16 protein-coding genes are annotated in these 14,879 nt (G+C 64.1%); 5 read left to right on the top strand and 11 right to left on the bottom strand.

Annotated elements, in window-relative coordinates; all coding sequences use genetic code 11:
* Positions 1-24: 24 nt before the first annotated feature.
* The 3 genes from coxB to OKW41_RS42170 all read right to left on the bottom strand — a co-directional run bounded on the left by coxB (position 25) and on the right by OKW41_RS42170 (position 3,579).
* Positions 25-1,677 (bottom strand): cytochrome c oxidase subunit II, encoded by a 1,653-nt coding sequence (gene coxB / locus OKW41_RS42180; protein ID WP_429576098.1) that lies wholly within the window; start codon positions 1,675-1,677, stop codon positions 25-27.
* Between the two features lie 64 nt (positions 1,678-1,741).
* Positions 1,742-2,218, bottom strand: coding sequence for a DUF2244 domain-containing protein (locus tag OKW41_RS42175; protein ID WP_429453359.1), 477 nt, complete (start codon positions 2,216-2,218; stop codon positions 1,742-1,744).
* A gap of 395 nt (positions 2,219-2,613) precedes the next feature.
* Positions 2,614-3,579, bottom strand: coding sequence for a methyltransferase domain-containing protein (locus tag OKW41_RS42170; protein ID WP_429453361.1), 966 nt, complete (start codon positions 3,577-3,579; stop codon positions 2,614-2,616).
* Positions 3,580-3,701: 122 nt separating this feature from the next.
* Between OKW41_RS42170 and OKW41_RS42165 the strand changes: the two genes are divergently transcribed.
* Together OKW41_RS42165 and trmL are read left to right on the top strand one after the other, a co-directional pair.
* The gene (locus tag OKW41_RS42165) at positions 3,702-4,448 is read left to right on the top strand and encodes a phosphoribosyltransferase family protein (RefSeq protein ID WP_429576097.1); all 747 of its coding nucleotides are present in this window, start codon (positions 3,702-3,704) and stop codon (positions 4,446-4,448) included.
* A gap of 18 nt (positions 4,449-4,466) precedes the next feature.
* Complete coding sequence (trmL, locus tag OKW41_RS42160; RefSeq protein ID WP_090802877.1) at positions 4,467-4,937, top strand: tRNA (uridine(34)/cytosine(34)/5-carboxymethylaminomethyluridine(34)-2'-O)-methyltransferase TrmL; 471 nt, start codon at positions 4,467-4,469, stop codon at positions 4,935-4,937.
* Here the strand turns inward: trmL and OKW41_RS42155 are convergent.
* The 5 genes from OKW41_RS42155 to OKW41_RS42135 all read right to left on the bottom strand — a co-directional run bounded on the left by OKW41_RS42155 (position 4,910) and on the right by OKW41_RS42135 (position 7,895).
* Positions 4,910-5,470 carry an O-acetyl-ADP-ribose deacetylase gene (locus OKW41_RS42155; RefSeq protein ID WP_429453365.1) on the bottom strand — a complete coding sequence of 187 codons (561 nt, stop codon included), beginning with the start codon at positions 5,468-5,470 and terminating at the stop codon, positions 4,910-4,912. The genes trmL and OKW41_RS42155 overlap by 28 nt on opposite strands.
* A 97-nt stretch (positions 5,471-5,567) precedes the next feature.
* On the bottom strand, positions 5,568-6,566 hold the full coding sequence (locus tag OKW41_RS42150) for an NAD(P)H-dependent glycerol-3-phosphate dehydrogenase (protein WP_429576096.1): 999 nt from the start codon (positions 6,564-6,566) through the stop codon (positions 5,568-5,570).
* 22 nt (positions 6,567-6,588) lie between these two features.
* Positions 6,589-7,065, bottom strand: a complete 477-nt coding sequence (gene secB, locus OKW41_RS42145; RefSeq protein WP_429453369.1) for a protein-export chaperone SecB — start codon at positions 7,063-7,065, stop codon at positions 6,589-6,591.
* Between the two features lie 147 nt (positions 7,066-7,212).
* On the bottom strand, positions 7,213-7,473 hold the full coding sequence (gene grxC, locus OKW41_RS42140) for a glutaredoxin 3 (protein ID WP_090802871.1): 261 nt from the start codon (positions 7,471-7,473) through the stop codon (positions 7,213-7,215).
* Positions 7,470-7,895, bottom strand: coding sequence for a rhodanese-like domain-containing protein (locus OKW41_RS42135; RefSeq protein WP_429576558.1), 426 nt, complete (start codon positions 7,893-7,895; stop codon positions 7,470-7,472). Before OKW41_RS42135 ends, grxC begins: the two co-directional genes overlap by 4 nt.
* Positions 7,896-8,032: 137 nt before the next feature.
* Here OKW41_RS42135 and gpmA point away from each other — a divergent pair, with 137 nt between their 5' ends.
* The 3 genes from gpmA (at position 8,033) to OKW41_RS42120 (ending at position 11,714) form a co-directional block, all read left to right on the top strand.
* The gene (gene gpmA, locus OKW41_RS42130; RefSeq protein WP_429576095.1) at positions 8,033-8,779 is read left to right on the top strand and encodes a 2,3-diphosphoglycerate-dependent phosphoglycerate mutase; all 747 of its coding nucleotides are present in this window, start codon (positions 8,033-8,035) and stop codon (positions 8,777-8,779) included.
* A 356-nt stretch (positions 8,780-9,135) separates the two neighbouring features.
* A complete protein-coding gene (locus tag OKW41_RS42125) occupies positions 9,136-10,713 on the top strand; it encodes a S41 family peptidase (RefSeq protein ID WP_429453372.1) in 1,578 nt (525 codons plus the stop codon).
* A 242-nt stretch (positions 10,714-10,955) separates the two neighbouring features.
* Complete coding sequence (locus tag OKW41_RS42120; protein WP_184054036.1) at positions 10,956-11,714, top strand: HesA/MoeB/ThiF family protein; 759 nt, start codon at positions 10,956-10,958, stop codon at positions 11,712-11,714.
* 98 nt (positions 11,715-11,812) lie between these two features.
* Here OKW41_RS42120 and ptsP read toward each other — a convergent pair whose 3' ends face one another.
* The 3 genes from ptsP to OKW41_RS42105 all read right to left on the bottom strand — a co-directional run bounded on the left by ptsP (position 11,813) and on the right by OKW41_RS42105 (position 14,846).
* Positions 11,813-13,555, bottom strand: a complete 1,743-nt coding sequence (gene ptsP, locus OKW41_RS42115) for a phosphoenolpyruvate--protein phosphotransferase (protein WP_090805570.1) — start codon at positions 13,553-13,555, stop codon at positions 11,813-11,815.
* A gap of 369 nt (positions 13,556-13,924) precedes the next feature.
* Positions 13,925-14,194, bottom strand: a complete 270-nt coding sequence (locus tag OKW41_RS42110) for an HPr family phosphocarrier protein (protein WP_018419292.1) — start codon at positions 14,192-14,194, stop codon at positions 13,925-13,927.
* Positions 14,195-14,318: 124 nt separating this feature from the next.
* Complete coding sequence (locus OKW41_RS42105) at positions 14,319-14,846, bottom strand: PTS sugar transporter subunit IIA (RefSeq protein WP_429576094.1); 528 nt, start codon at positions 14,844-14,846, stop codon at positions 14,319-14,321.
* Positions 14,847-14,879 lie beyond the last annotated feature (33 nt).

Genomic DNA, 14,879 nt, shown 5'->3' with positions numbered 1-14,879 from the left:
TCTGCGGTGCTGACCATGAACACGTCAGGCTGCCGGGCTGATCTGAACGCGCCGGGCTTCCTTCGCGTCGGTGCCGCCGGTGATCGTTTCCGGCTTCTTCAAAATAATATGATCTTCGGCAATGCCGGCTGCTTTCAGCGCGTCGCGAACGGCTTCGGCACGACTCTTCGCGAGCTTCGCATTGACGTCGGCGGAGCCGGTTGCGTCGGTGAAGCCCGACAGCGTGAATTTCGCGTCCGGATGCGCCTTCGCGTAGGCCGCGGCCGCGTCGACCGCCGCTTTCGCGTCGGCCGGCAGCGTGCTCTTGCCGGTCTCGAAGTAGATGCTCGCCGGCAGCGCGGCCTCTGCGTTGTTCGAAGCAGCCGCGCCAGCCTCGTTGCCCGATGCGGCCGGTGCGGACGCCGCTTCTGCGCCCGACGCTGCTTCCGCGCCCGATGCCGCAACGGCGCCGCTCGCGGCAGCACCGGCGCTGGCCAGATGATCGCCGCCTTCCGGCAGCTTGCCGTTGCGCGCGTCGGCGACCTGCTTCGGCTGCAGGATGTCGCCCGTGTGGTTGCCCCACGAGTTACGTTCGTACGTGATCACCGAGGCGATTTCGACGTCGTTCAGCGTCGGCGCCCACGAAGGCATCGCGTTCTTGCCCTTCAACACGAGGCTCACGTGCTGCCCGATCGGACCGTTGGCGATCTGGCTGCCGTCGAGCGCCGGGAATGCGCCCGCGCCCTTGCCGGTCGGCTGGTGGCAGACCGCGCAGCTCGACGTGTAGACCTTGCCGCCGCGTTCCATCAGCTCGGCCATCGTGTAGGTCTTGTTCGGATCGTCCTGGCCGGCGGCCATTTTCTTCTTCTGCTCGTCGACCCACTTCGCGTAGTCGTCGGCAGACAGCACCTCGACGACGACCGGCATGAACGCGTGTTCCTTGCCGCACAGTTCGGTACAGAAGCCGCGGAACGTGCCGGTGCGGTTGGCCTTGAACCACGTGTCGCGCACGAAGCCGGGAATCGCGTCCTGCTTGACGCCGAAGGCCGGCACGTACCAGGAGTGGACCACGTCGTTCGCGGTGGTGATGATGCGGATTTTCTTGTCGACCGGCACCACGAGCGGGTTGTCGACTTCCTGCAGATACAGCGTGGAGATCGGCTCGCGGCCCTCGGTTTGCGCGCGCGGCGTGGCGAGCGTGGACAGGAAGCCGATGCCCTCGCCCGGACCCTTCACGTAGTCGTAGCCCCACTTCCATTGGTAGCCGGTGACCTTGATCGTGAGGTCGGCGTTCGAAGTGTCCTTCATCGCGACGACGGCCTTGGTGGCGGGCAGCGCCATCAGCACGACGATGATGAACGGCACGATCGTCCAGATGATTTCGACGGTGGTGCTTTCGTGGAAATTGGCTGCGTTGTGGCCTTTCGATTTGCGGTGCGCGAAGATTGAATAGAACATTACGCCGAACACACCGATGAAGATCACGGTGCAAAGTCCCAGCATGAACATGTGGAGGCTGAACAGTTCCTCAGCGATTCTCGTTGCAGGCGGCTGGAGATTGATCGCGTTGACGGCGGGGCCGCCCGGAGCATCGCCCACTGCCAGGGCGGCACCGGCGAAAAGCAGTCCGCTCGTCGCCAGCACGCTCATGAGCGCTCGCTTGATTGTTTTCATAGCTTCCTTACCCAAATTTTCCATTCAAACCCCTCGACCCCGCTGGCAGCGTGTCGCGCCCCCTTGAACGCCGCGCGTCCGGCACCATCTAACAACGTGCCAGCCACATACGCAGTTCGCCTGCGAACTGCGCGCGCCGATTCTGCGCGAGATGTTGCCCGATCATGATCGTCTGCCCGCGCGAGACCAGCTTGATCTGATCGCGCTGAGTTGCGCCCGGCTCTATCCGCACCCAGCGCGGATTGAATTCGAACTGCGTAATCTGCTCGGCGCTGACCTGCTCGATCACGAGCCGGTTCGGAAACAACCGGATGCGCTCGTAATCGACAGCATGACGCGCATATATTGCAAAGGCGATACCTACGGCCAGCAATTCGATTCCGGTGAACGGCAACACCAGCCAGGCGCCGACCAGAACCAGCATGAATGCAATTGCCAACGAGAACAACGCAAGCGACACGTACAGACAGACGAACTGCCGCGGCGATATCGAACAGTTGCGCTTCATGGTCCAGTCCCTGAGGACAGGTTCTGAATCCGCCAGCAGATGATCTGATGCGCCCATCGCTGCCTCCTGCGAATCGTCGCGTCCGGCCTGCCTTCTTTTGCTTCCGGATGCATCTCGCGGTCGCCGTTCGTGCCACTGTTTCCAGCATCACTCGCGACCGCGCCAACCCCTACCGCATCACTTCATTTTGCAGCCCCGCGTCTCGGGCTTGCCACCCCAAATGTGGGAACCTCGGGTGACAAACTGACGCATTATAGGCGCGATCCATAGCATCGACAAGCAAGCCCCGATCGGCCCACAAGCCAGGCGCGACAAGCCTTCGCGCCATTTTGCCCGGCATTTTGCGGCTCTTTTGGAGGGCAAATCCCAGGCATAACGGATGTCCTCTTTACCGCTTTTGCAACACGTCAACCGCACCGTCGGCAAGCAGTTGATGACAGCGCCGCAATCTGCTATCCACGCTTGCCCGGACCTCGTCCGATGTCCTCGAGCCGCACGATGCCATATCCTTCCGCCGTGGTGCGCGGCACGGCTTTCCATGCATGTCCGTAGATCACCTCGAAGGTCAGCGCGATCGTGCCGTCGGCGCGCCGACGCGCTTCGAGCGCGGCGAGCAGGGCTTTGTGCAACCGACGCGCGAGCACGCCGTCATGCGCATCGCGCTCGAACGGGTACGCGCCCCAGCGACGCACGTCCGCGAGCAGCGACTCGGGCGACTTGTAGGTGATCGTCAGCGTCTCCTGGTCCATCACCGGAATCTCGAAGCCCGCCTCGACGAGCATGTCGCCGAGATCGTGCATGTCGACGAAGTCGATCACATGCTTGCGAGACGCGACGCCGCGCGCGGCCTCGATCTCGGCGTAGGCACCGCGCAACTCCTTCAGCGTATCGGGGCCGAGCGTGCTGAACATTAGCAGGCCGTTGACCTTCAGCACGCGCTGCCATTCGGGAAAGACCAGATCGGGCCGCGAGTGCCAGTGCAGCGCGAGGTTAGACCAGATGAATTCGAATGCGCCGGACGTGAACGGCAGCGCGGAGAAATCGGTTTGCGCGAAGCGCGGGCCACGCGCGCCGAGCGCCTTGCCGAGTGAGGCGGGAAGAAAGCGCCGCCAACTGGTGTCGCCGGCATCGTGACGCAGCGCGCGGCGGAGCATGCCGTGCGACAGATCAGCGCCGAACACCGGCGCCTCGGGAAAGCGTTCGCGCAATGCGGGGAGGTCTTCGCCCGCGCCGCAACCGGCGTCGAGCACGCTCGAGGGCGCCACCTTGATGTAATCGAGACGCTCGCGCATGCGCTGCGCAATCTCGCGCGGCAGGAACGCAACCTCGTCGAAGGTAGCGGCACGACGGTCGAAAATACGCCTGAGGCGCCGTGAATCGTAGGCCGGACGGCCAGATTGAGCGGATGTTGGGGACATGTGTGTCGTGCTGGCGTGAGCTCGAAGTATACTCGTTCGTTCCCCTCCATTCAGCGAGAACGGCTTTCAACCGGCGCTCAGTCGTGCGATTTCAGTCATTTTCTTCGTCGTGTCGAAATCAGGTGGCGCGTTTTGCGCGCGGTCTGCATTCGGCATGGCCGCGGGCCTTGAACGCCGCGCTGCCGAACCTGTGCGCGTTGTGCGGCAATTTGTCGCATAAGACGTTGTGCGACGGTTGCGACGCGGCCTACTGGAACGAGAGCCGGCTGCGCTGCACCGTTTGCGCGGTGCCGTTGCCGGCGTCACGCTGGGTCGCTCAGGCGCGGTATCGCTGCGCGGATTGCGTGGCCGAGCCGCCGCCGTTCGACGCGAGCTTCGCGCTCGCCGACTATCGCGCGCCGCTCGATACGCTCGCGCTCGGCCTGAAGTTCCGCGCCCGGCTGATGCTCGCGCGAGACTTCGCGCAACGCCTCGCGCGGCTCGCGGAAGCCAATTGGCACGACGCGGCCGAGCGGCCCGACGTGATCGCGCCAGTGCCGCTCGCCGGTCGCCGTCTGGTCGAGCGCGGCTACAACCAGGCCTGGCAGATCGCGCGGCCGCTCGCCCGGGCGCTCGGCGTGCGCGGCGACGCCACGCTGCTCGAACGAACGCTCGACACCGCGCCGCAATCGCGCCTCGATCTCGATGCGCGCCGGCAGAACGTCGGCCGCGCGTTTCGCGTCGCGCGCCCAGTGCGCGGCCTGCACGTCGGCATCGTCGACGATGTGATGACGAGCGGCGCGACGCTCGAAGCGCTCGCGCATACGCTGAAGGCCGCCGGCGCGCGGCGGGTTACGAACTTCGTCGCGCTGCGCACTCCGAAAAACTAGCTTTTACGTGGTCTTCTTATGTTCAACGTCGTTCTCGTAGAACCCGAAATTCCGCCCAACACCGGCAACGTGATTCGCCTGTGCGCGAACACCGGCGCCCGGCTGCACCTGATCGAGCCGCTCGGCTTCCCTCTCGACGACACCAAGATGCGGCGCGCCGGCCTCGACTATCACGAGTACGCGGAAATGAACGTGCATGCCGATTGGGACGCGTTCATCGCGAAAGAAACGCCCGACGCGTCGCGAATGTTCGCATTCACGACGCGCGGTTCGGGGCGCTTTCACGACCACGCGTTTCAACCGGGCGACTGGTTCGTGTTCGGCGCCGAAACGCGCGGCCTGCCCGGCACGGTGCTCGAGCGCTTTGCAAACGAACAGCGCGTGCGTCTGCCGATGCGTCCCGGCAATCGCAGTCTGAATCTGTCGAATACGGTGGCGATCGTGGTGTTCGAAGCGTGGCGTCAGGCCGGCTTCGAAGGCGGCGCCTGACGGTGTTCGAGCTCGGCCTCGTAGCGTGCGAACATCGCGTCGTCGAAGCACGCGAACGTCACGTGTTTCATGTGTGGCGTGCGCGGCAACGTGTCGAGTACGGTCGCGACCGCGATGCTGACCGCATCGTCGGCGGGGAAACGGTAGATACCGCAGCTGATCGCTGGAAACGCGATGCTCGTGCACTGAGTTTCGCGCGCGACTTCAAGTGAGCGCTGATAGCACGATGCGAGCAGGTCGGCTTCGCCATGCGCGCCGCCACGCCACACTGGACCGACCGCATGAATCACATGCTTCGCGGGCAGACGATAGCCGGCGGTGATTTTGGCGTCGCCGGTCGCGCAGCCGCCGAGCGTTTCGCATTCGCGCAGCAACTCCTTGCCGGCCGCGCGATGAATCGCGCCATCCACACCGCCGCCACCGAGCAGCGAAGTATTCGCGGCATTGACGATCGCATCGACGGCGAGCGTCGTGATATCGACCACGCGCGCTTCGAGCGTGCACGTGCCTCGACTGAGATTGAAGGTGGGCATGGGAACCTCGCTGACCCGAATCTCGTTAACGAAGTGGACAACCGGGCGAGGCAGCCGTTCAACGCGAATTTCCGCTAAACGGCTGAGAGAAAACGCTTTATTCCGCCTTCGAATCGCGCCGCAGTAGCGCGCTAACCGCATCGCGCGGCACCACGCCGTCGAACAGCACCGCGCAGACCGCCTGCGTGATCGGCATTTCGATTGCATGAGCACGTGCGATCGAGAGTACCGCCCGCGCGCAGCGCACGCCTTCGGCCACGTGACCGAGACCGCCGAGGATGTCGTCGAGCGTGCGGCCCGTGGCGAGTTGCAGGCCCACGGTGCGGTTGCGCGACAGATCGCCGGTAGCAGTCAGAATCAGATCACCGAGGCCGGTCAACCCGGTAAAGGTTTCCGCGCGCCCACCGAGCGTCACGCCAAGGCGCGACATTTCGGCGAGGCCGCGGGTGATCAGCGCCGCGCGTGCATTGAGGCCGAGGCCGAGGCCATCGGCGATGCCCGTGGCGATGGCGAGCACGTTTTTCACCGCGCCGCCCACTTCGACGCCGACGACGTCGTCGCCGGTATAGATGCGCATCGCGCCGTGATGGAACGCCGCGACCGTGCGTTCGCGGCACGCCGCCGACGGGCTCGCGATCGTCAACGCAACCGGCAGCCCCTGCCCGACTTCGCGCGCGAAGCTCGGTCCGGACAACACGCCGTTGCTCGCATGCTCGGGCAATTCCGCCGCGACCGCCTGATGCGGCAACAACTGCGAATCCGCTTCGAACCCCTTGCACAGCCACACGATATGCGCGGGCACTTTGCCCGCATCGCGCATCGCGCGCAACAGGCCGCGCAGGCCAGCCACGGGCGTCGCGACCACGCACAGCGCATCGTCGTCGAGCGCGTGATCGAGCGCCACTCCGAGATCCGCTTCGTAGCGAAGCGCGGGCGGCAATGTGACGCCCGCCAGATAGCGGGCGTTTTCATCCGAAGTGGAAAGCTCGGCGATGAGCGCGGACTCGCGCGCCCACAACACCGTGTGGTGCCTTAAGGCCAGATGGCCGGCGAGGGCGGTGCCCCAGGCGCCAGCGCCGAGAACGGCGACTTTCATAGCTGGCACTGCGCGCGGCGCCTTAATGCGTGACGCCTTTTTGCGCCGCGCCGTCCTGCTGGGCCGCGCCCATCTGAGCGAGACGCTGCTCGTACAGCGCCTGGAAGTTGATCTCGGCGAGGTGGATCGGCGGGAAGCCGGCGCGGGTGATCGCATCGGCGATGTTCGAGCGCAGGTACGGGAACAGGATGGTCGGGCAGGCAATGCCGACGAGCGGATCGATCTGCTCGGCAGGAATGTTGCGAATGTCAAAAATGCCGGCCTGTTTCGCTTCGATCAGGAACGCGACCTTGTCCGACACCTTGGCCGTGACCGTGCCCGTCACGAGAATTTCGAACACGGATTCGGCGAGGCGCTCGGCCTTCACGTCGACTTCGACTTCGACCGACGGCATTTCCTGCTCGAGGAAGATACCCGGCGAATTCGGCTGCTCGAGCGACATGTCCTTCAGATAGATGCGCTGGATGTTGAAGAACGGCTGGTTATTCTCGTCGGACATGATGGTGATTCCTGATAGGTGTGCGTGGCGGCGGCCGATGCACGCATGGGCCGCCAGATTATTGCGCCGGCTCGCCGGCTCCACGAGGAGCGCGTGCGCCGGCTTATCGAGCGGTCCGCCCGCTCGCGCGGCGCGAAACGCGCGAACTCAGGCTGCTTCGAGCAGCGGCGTCAGACCGCCCGCGCGATCGAGCGCGGAAAGGTCATCATAGCCGCCCACATGCGTCTCGCCGATGAACACCTGCGGCACCGTGCGACGACCGGTCCGGGTCATCATCTCCTCACGACGGCCCGGGTCCTTGTCGATCAGTACTTTCTCAACGTGCTCGACGCCGCGCGACTTTAAAAGACGTTCGGCCATCTGGCAATACGGGCACACCTGGGTGCTGTACATGATCACTTTGTTCACTTGGCTGCTCCTTGTTTCACAACCGGCATACCGGCTTTCTGCCAGGCGTCGACGCCGCCCTCGAGAACATGGACTTCCGCGTATCCCGCTTCCTGCACGATACGCGCGGCCTTGTTCGACTGCTGGCCGGTCTGGCACACCAGCAGCACCGGGTTGCTCTTGTTCTTCGCGAGTTGCGTGACTTTCGCCTGCAACTCTGCGAATTCGAAATGCCGTGCCGAGGGCAGGTGCCCCTTGGCGTAATCGGCGGACGGCCGCAGATCGATGACCGTCGCGTTGCGCCGGTTGATCAGTTGGGTGGCTTCAGCGGCCGACAGGCCGCCACGTCCACGCCGACTGATGGTCGGCCACAGCAGCAACCCACCAGAGATAAGGACGACTGCGATCAGGACAAGGTTTGTGTATTCGGTGAAAAACTTCACGGAAGATCCGCCGGAAAGAGAGAAATCGAAAAGGTCAACCCGAGCATTATAAAATAACCGTTCGACGCGATGGCGATGCGCCGCCCGAGGCGCCGCACGGCGCGAGACCGCTTCCTCACTACCGACCGGCAACTCTCATGTACAAACTCGTTCTCATCCGCCACGGCGAATCGACTTGGAACAAGGAAAACCGCTTCACCGGCTGGGTCGACGTCGACCTCACCGAGCAGGGCAACCTCGAGGCGCAGCAGGCGGGCGTGCTGCTCAAGGAATCCGGCTATACGTTCGACATCGCCTACACGTCGGTGCTCAAGCGCGCGATCCGCACGCTGTGGCATGTGCAGGACCGGATGGATCTGATGTACCTGCCCGTCGTGCATTCGTGGCGCCTGAACGAACGCCACTACGGCGCGCTGTCGGGTCTGAACAAGGCCGAAACCGCCGCGAAGTTCGGCGACGAGCAGGTGCTGGTCTGGCGCCGCAGCTACGACACGCCGCCGCCCGCGCTCGAGCCCACCGACGAGCGCGCGCCGTACACCGATCCGCGCTACGCCAAGGTGCCGCGCGAGCAACTGCCGCTGACCGAGTGCCTGAAAGACACGGTCGCGCGCGTGTTGCCGCTGTGGAACGAGTCGGTTGCGCCGGCCATCAAGTCGGGGCGCAGCATCCTGATCTCCGCGCACGGCAACTCGATCCGCGCGCTGGTCAAGTACCTCGACAACATCTCGGACAGCGACATCGTCGGCCTCAACATCCCGAACGGCGTGCCGCTCGTCTATGAACTCGACGACAACCTGAAGCCGATCAAGCACTACTATCTCGGCGACCAGGACGCGATCGCCAAGGCGCAAGCCGCGGTCGCGAGCCAGGGCAAGGCGGGCTGATCCGGCATTTCCGGGCGCGGCCCCACGCCACGAAAACGCGCGGGGCCGCACGCAGACAACCGGGCCGGCCAGAAATTCTGTATTGCGCCCGGCGGTCAGATTCAGAGGCCCGCTGCAGGGTTCACCGTAGCGGCGTCCGCATCCGCTGGCCTTGCGCGGCATCTGTCAGTTTCGACCCGCCGAGTGCCATGTCATAGGGCTCGCCATCCGCGGGCCGGATCGCAAGAAACCAGGGCCTTCCCGTACTGTCGAAGCACGATTGCCTGCACCGCGCCCTGAGCAGGCGGGTGTGCAGTTATACTTGTCCGTCCAATCTTTATCGACGCTGCCACGCGCTTCCGACCGCAACAGACTCTATGCGAAAGAACCTGAAAAATATCGGCCTGATTGCCGCGGGCCTTGCTACCGGTGTCTTTGCCACACTGCAATACTCCGCCTCGGCCCAGCAACCCGCTAGCGCCGCGGTCGCCCCGCTGCCGCTAGACCAGCTCAGGCTTTTCGCCGAAGTGTTCGGGCAGATCAAGCACGAATACGTCGAACCGGTCGACGACAAGAAGCTCCTCACCGCCGCGATCAAGGGCATGGTGTCGAGCCTCGACCCGCACTCGTCGTACCTCGACAAGACCGACTACGAAGAGCTGCAGGAGCAGACCAAGGGCCGCTTCGCGGGCCTCGGCATCGAAATTTCGTCGGAAGACGGCCTGATCAAGGTGATTTCGCCAATCGAAGACACGCCCGCGTTCCGCGCCGGCATCCGTCCGGGCGACCTGATCACGCGCATCAACGACAAGCCCGTGCGCGGCATGACGCTCGACCAGGCGGTCAAGCAGATGCGCGGCGACCCGGGCACCAAGGTCACACTGACCATCTTCCGCAAGACCGACGACCGCACGTTCCCGCTCACCGTCACGCGCGCGATCATCAAGGTGCAGTCGGTGAAGGGCAAGATCGTCGCGCCGGGCTTCGCGTACGTGCGCATCACGAGCTTCCAGGAACGCACCACGCCCGACCTCGCGGCCAAGCTGCAGGATCTCGCGCGCCAGGAGCCGAACCTGAAGGGCCTCATCCTCGACCTGCGCAACAACGGCGGCGGTCTGCTGCAAAGCGCGGTCGGCGTGGCGGGCGCGTTCCTGCCGCCGAATTCGGTGGTGGTGTCGACCAACGGTCAGATTCCGGATTCGAAGCAGATCTATCGCGACACCTACGATAACTACCGTCTGCAATCGTTCGACAGCGATCCGCTCAAGGACGTCCCGGCCATCTTCAAGACCGTGCCGATGGTCGTACTGACCAACGCGTACTCGGCGTCGGCGTCGGAAATCGTCGCGGGCGCGCTGCAGGATCAGCACCGCGCGCTGATTCTCGGCAAGACCACGTTCGGCAAGGGGTCGGTACAAACCGTGCGCCCCATGACGGCCGACACCGCACTGCGCCTCACCACCGCGTATTACTACACGCCGAGCGGCCGTTCGATCCAGAACAAGGGCATCCGCCCCGACCTTCCTGTCGACCAATACGCGGACGGCGATCCGGACGACGCGCTCGTGACCCGCGAAGTCGACTACTCAAATCACCTCGCGAACACGCAGGACCCGAACGAGAAGAAGGAAGCGGAGCAGCGCGAGCAGGAGCGCATGGAGCAACTGCGTCAGCTCGAAGAGCAGAACGACAAGAAGACGCCGGAACAGCGCCAGAAGGAGCGCGAACGCAAGCCGGTCGAGTTCGGTTCGGCTGACGACTTCATGCTGCAACAGGCAGTCGGCAAACTCGAAGGCAAGCCGGTTCAGGAATCGAAGTCGTTGATGGAACGCCGTCTCGCGCAGAACAAGCCGGGCACGTCGGCCTCCGCGCCGGTCGCGGTGAAGCCGACGCAACCGGTGCCGGGCGCATCGGGACCGGCGCCGGCTTCGGCACCGGCTCCCGCTGGCAAGTAAGCCGGCCGCTGGCCAACAGGCAGCGAACCCCGCGCGTGTCTTCGCAGCACGATAGTCTGCGAAGACACGCCGCAACAGTTTCAGAAAAAGTCGCCGCCTAACCGGTGGCGCATCACGGCAAGCCGCAACCGCCACCCTCCCCGCGCGATTAAAATAACAGCCACGAATGCGCGCCGCGGCCCCTCGACCTGCCTCTCCTTGCGCGACACAGCGACATAGCGACACACCCCACGCGCCCCGCCATGAATGACGATCAACTCCTTCGCTACTCCCGCCACATCCTCGTCGATGAAATCGGCATCGAGGCGCAGCAGCGTTTTATCGACGCCCACGCGATCATCGTCGGCGCGGGCGGGCTCGGTTCGCCAGCCGCGCTGTATCTCGCGGCGGCGGGCGTCGGCCGTCTGACGCTCGTCGATGCCGATACCGTCGACCTGACCAATCTACAACGACAGATCCTGCACGTGAGCGCGTCGGTTGGACGTAGGAAGGTCGAGTCCGGGCGCGACATGCTCGCGCGGATCAATCCCGAGGTCGTCGTCAACGCGGTGGCCGAGCGCGTCGACGATGCGTGGCTCGACCGCGAGGTGCCGCACGCGAGTGTCGTGCTCGATTGCACCGACAACTTCGCGACGCGTCACGCGATCAACCGCGCGTGCGTCAAGCATCGCGTGCCGCTCGTGTCGGGCGCGGCGCTGCGCTTCGACGGCCAGATCAGCACTTTCGATTTCCGCGATGAAGCGTCGCCGTGCTACGCGTGCGTGTTTCCCGAAGACCAGCCGTTCGAAGAAGTCGCATGCTCGACGATGGGCGTGTTCGCGCCGACGGTCGGCATCATCGGTTCGATGCAGGCTGCCGAAGCGCTGAAGGTGATCGGCGCAATCGGCACGCCGCTCGTGGGCCGCCTGACGATGCTCGATTCGCTGCGGATGGAATGGAACACGATGCGCATCGGACGTCAGCCGGATTGTCCGGTGTGCGGCCACGCGCACGGGTCTTGAGGCGGTTCTGCACTGCCCGTTCGCGTGACGCCGAAATAGCAGAACGCCGCACATGTGCGGCGTTTTTTCGTTCAACGGCACGACGATGCGCGTCAGATTCAAACCAGCGCGACCCGCTTGAGCGCCGCTTGCACCTCCTCCGGCTCGAACGAAGCCAGCACGTCGGCAACGGGCTTTTCGAGCGTCTTCAGATGCGAGCGCAGCACCTCCTGCTTGACCTCGAGGAGTTGGCTCGGATGCATCGAAAACTCGGTCAGACCCATGCCGAGCAGCAGACGCGTCAACGCCGGATCGCCCGCCATCTCACCGCACACCGACACGGGCACGCCCGCGCGTTTCGCCTCGCGCAGCGTGAACGCGATCAGATGCAGCACGGCCGGATGCAGCGGGTCGTACAGATGCGCGACCGCGTTGTCCGCGCGATCGATCGCGAGCGTGTACTGAATCAGATCGTTAGTGCCGATCGACAGGAAATCGAGCCGCTTCAGAAACAGCGGCAACGCGATCGCGGCGGCCGGGATCTCGATCATCGCGCCCACCTGCACGTTCGGATCGTAAGCGATACCCGCGTCGTCGAGTTGACGCTTCGCTTCGCGGATCAGATCGAGCGTCTGGTCGATTTCCTGCGCGTGCGCGAGCATCGGGATCAGGATCTTCACCCTGCCGAACGCCGACGCGCGCAGGATCGCGCGCAACTGCGTGAGGAACATCTGCGGCTCGGACAGACTCCAGCGAATCGCGCGCAAACCGAGCGCCGGATTCGCGGCGGTCTCGTAGCCGTCGCCGCCCATCGAATCGAGCGGCTTGTCGGCGCCGACGTCGATCGTGCGGATCGTGACCGGCAAGCCGTTCATCAGTTCGACCGCGCGACGATACGCGCTGAACTGCGCCTCCTCTTCGGGCATCCGGTGCTTGTGATTCATGAACAGAAACTCGGTGCGGAACAGACCCACGCCGGTCGCGCCCGATTCGACCGCCGCGCGCGCGTCGTCCGGCAACTCGATGTTCGCGCACAGTTCGATGCGCGTGCCGCACAGCGTTTGCGTCGGCGAGAACTTGAGCCGTTGCAGCTTGCGCTGCTCGAGCTCCTTCTCGCTTTGCCGGTACGAGTATTCCTCGAGCACGATCGGCGCGGGATCGACGATCACGATGCCGTGGTCGCCATCGACGATGATCAGATCGTCCTGGCGGATCAGCGCGCTCGCATGCTGCACGCCGACCGCGGCCGGAATGCCGAGGCTGCGCGCGACGATCGCGGTATGCGACGTGCGCCCGCCGAGATCGGTGACGAAGCCCTGGAACGTCTGTGTCTTGAACTGCATCATGTCGGCCGGCGCGATGTCGTGCGCGACCACGATCATCTCGTCGCACGCGCCATGCACGTTGCCGACGATGCCCGGCGCGCCTGCGAGCGCCTTCAGCACGCGCTCGACGACCTGCTCGATATCGGCCTTGCGCTCGCGCAGGTATTCGTCTTCAATAGTGTCGAAATGGCGCGACAGTCTTTCGAGCTGTTCGGTCAGCGCCCATTCCACGTTGTAGCGGCGCGTGCGGATCAGGTCGATGGTTTCCTGAACGAGCATGACGTCGTTCAGGATCATCGTGTGAACGTCGATGAACGCGCCCATTTCGCTCGGGGCATCCGCGGCGAGATCGGCGCGCAATACGTTGAGTTCTTCATGCACGCGTTGCTGAGCCGCGCGAAAACGCCCCACCTCCCCTTCGATCTGGGGCGGTTCGATCAGATAGTGGTCTACGTCGAGTGCTGCCGGGGCGATCAGATAGGCCCGCCCGATGGCGATACCGCGTGACACGGGAATTCCATGCAGCGTGAATGACACGCGCACCTCCTCTAGTTGTGTAATGCCGCGGCAAACCGCTGCAATGCTCTCAGACTGTACTGGGCATTATAAATTCCGCGCCTTTTTGAAGTGTGTCGGCGGTGTGTGCAGCGCAGCACGGATTATCGCGATGAGGTGCCCTCGTACCCGGCGAAGCTTCGCTTTATACGCGTCGCACAAATCATATGGTTTAAACATTGAAAACGCATGTCGTCTTACGCACTCTTCCCGATGGCTTTCGCGCCGCTTCTAGATCCCTTTAATGTCGATTAACAGCGCGCCTCTTCTGATATTCAGATGTCGGCGGCGAAAAAAACCGCGGACTAAGCCGCGGCATTTTCGGGTTTGTCGAACGCAGAGCGCGCGGCTTTATTGACCTTCGCCAAATTTATCGGCGATCAGTTTCAAGAGCGCGTCCATCGCGTCCTGTTCGTCGGTGCCTTCCGTTTCGATCAGCACGGTACTGCCGATGCCCGCGGCCAGCATCATCACGCCCATGATGCTCTTCGCGTTGATACGACGGCCATTACGGCTCATCCAGATTTCCGCCTGGTAGTTGCCTGCGAGTTGCGTCAACTTGGCCGACGCGCGCGCGTGCAGCCCCAGCTTGTTCACAATTGTCGTTTCCTGTTGCAGCATGTGATGGTCCGAAGCGCGGGTGAATGAAATGGTGAAAAGTGTTACTGCAAAGCGGCTTCAATGCGATCGGCACCGTTGTGAAACCGCTTGAATCCGTCGAAGCTTGCCTGCTAACCAGCCCGGCTTACAGGCCGGGCGCGTCCGTCTTTTGCGTCAGATCGGCATCGGCCGGCAAAGCGGGAACACAGTCGGCGGCCGCCGCGTCGGGCGGCAGCGCCGGCAGGCACTCGGCAGCGCGCGCTGGCGGCGTGACCGGTGTCGGCATCGCCGGTCCGATCGCGTGCACGCCCTTGGTCGCGCCGGCGAGCGCCTTGTCGACGAGCGTGTCGAGCGGGGTCGCGCGATAGCAGACCGCGCGCACCAGCATCGGCAGATTGACGCCGCACAGTACACGCACGTCCGGCACGGTGGCGAGCCGGCCCGCGATGTTGGCCGGCGTCGCGCCGAACATGTCGGTCAGCACGAGCGCGCCATTCTCTTCCTTCAACCGCACGACTTCCGAATTCGCGAACGCGACGACCTGCGCAGGATCGCAATCCGGCGACACGTCGATCACGCCGATACGCGCCGGCAAACCGCCATAGATGTGGGAAATGCAATCGCGCAACGCGGTGGCGAATGGAGCGTGCGCAATGATCAGAATGCCTGCCATATCAGCCTTACTGCAAAAGAACGGCCCCAAACC

The organism is Paraburkholderia sp. UCT70, assembly GCF_050434085.1.
Classification (GTDB): domain Bacteria; phylum Pseudomonadota; class Gammaproteobacteria; order Burkholderiales; family Burkholderiaceae; genus Paraburkholderia; species Paraburkholderia tuberum.
Note: the sequence above shows the minus strand (reverse complement) of the source record. Positions and strands in the feature narration are given on the sequence as shown.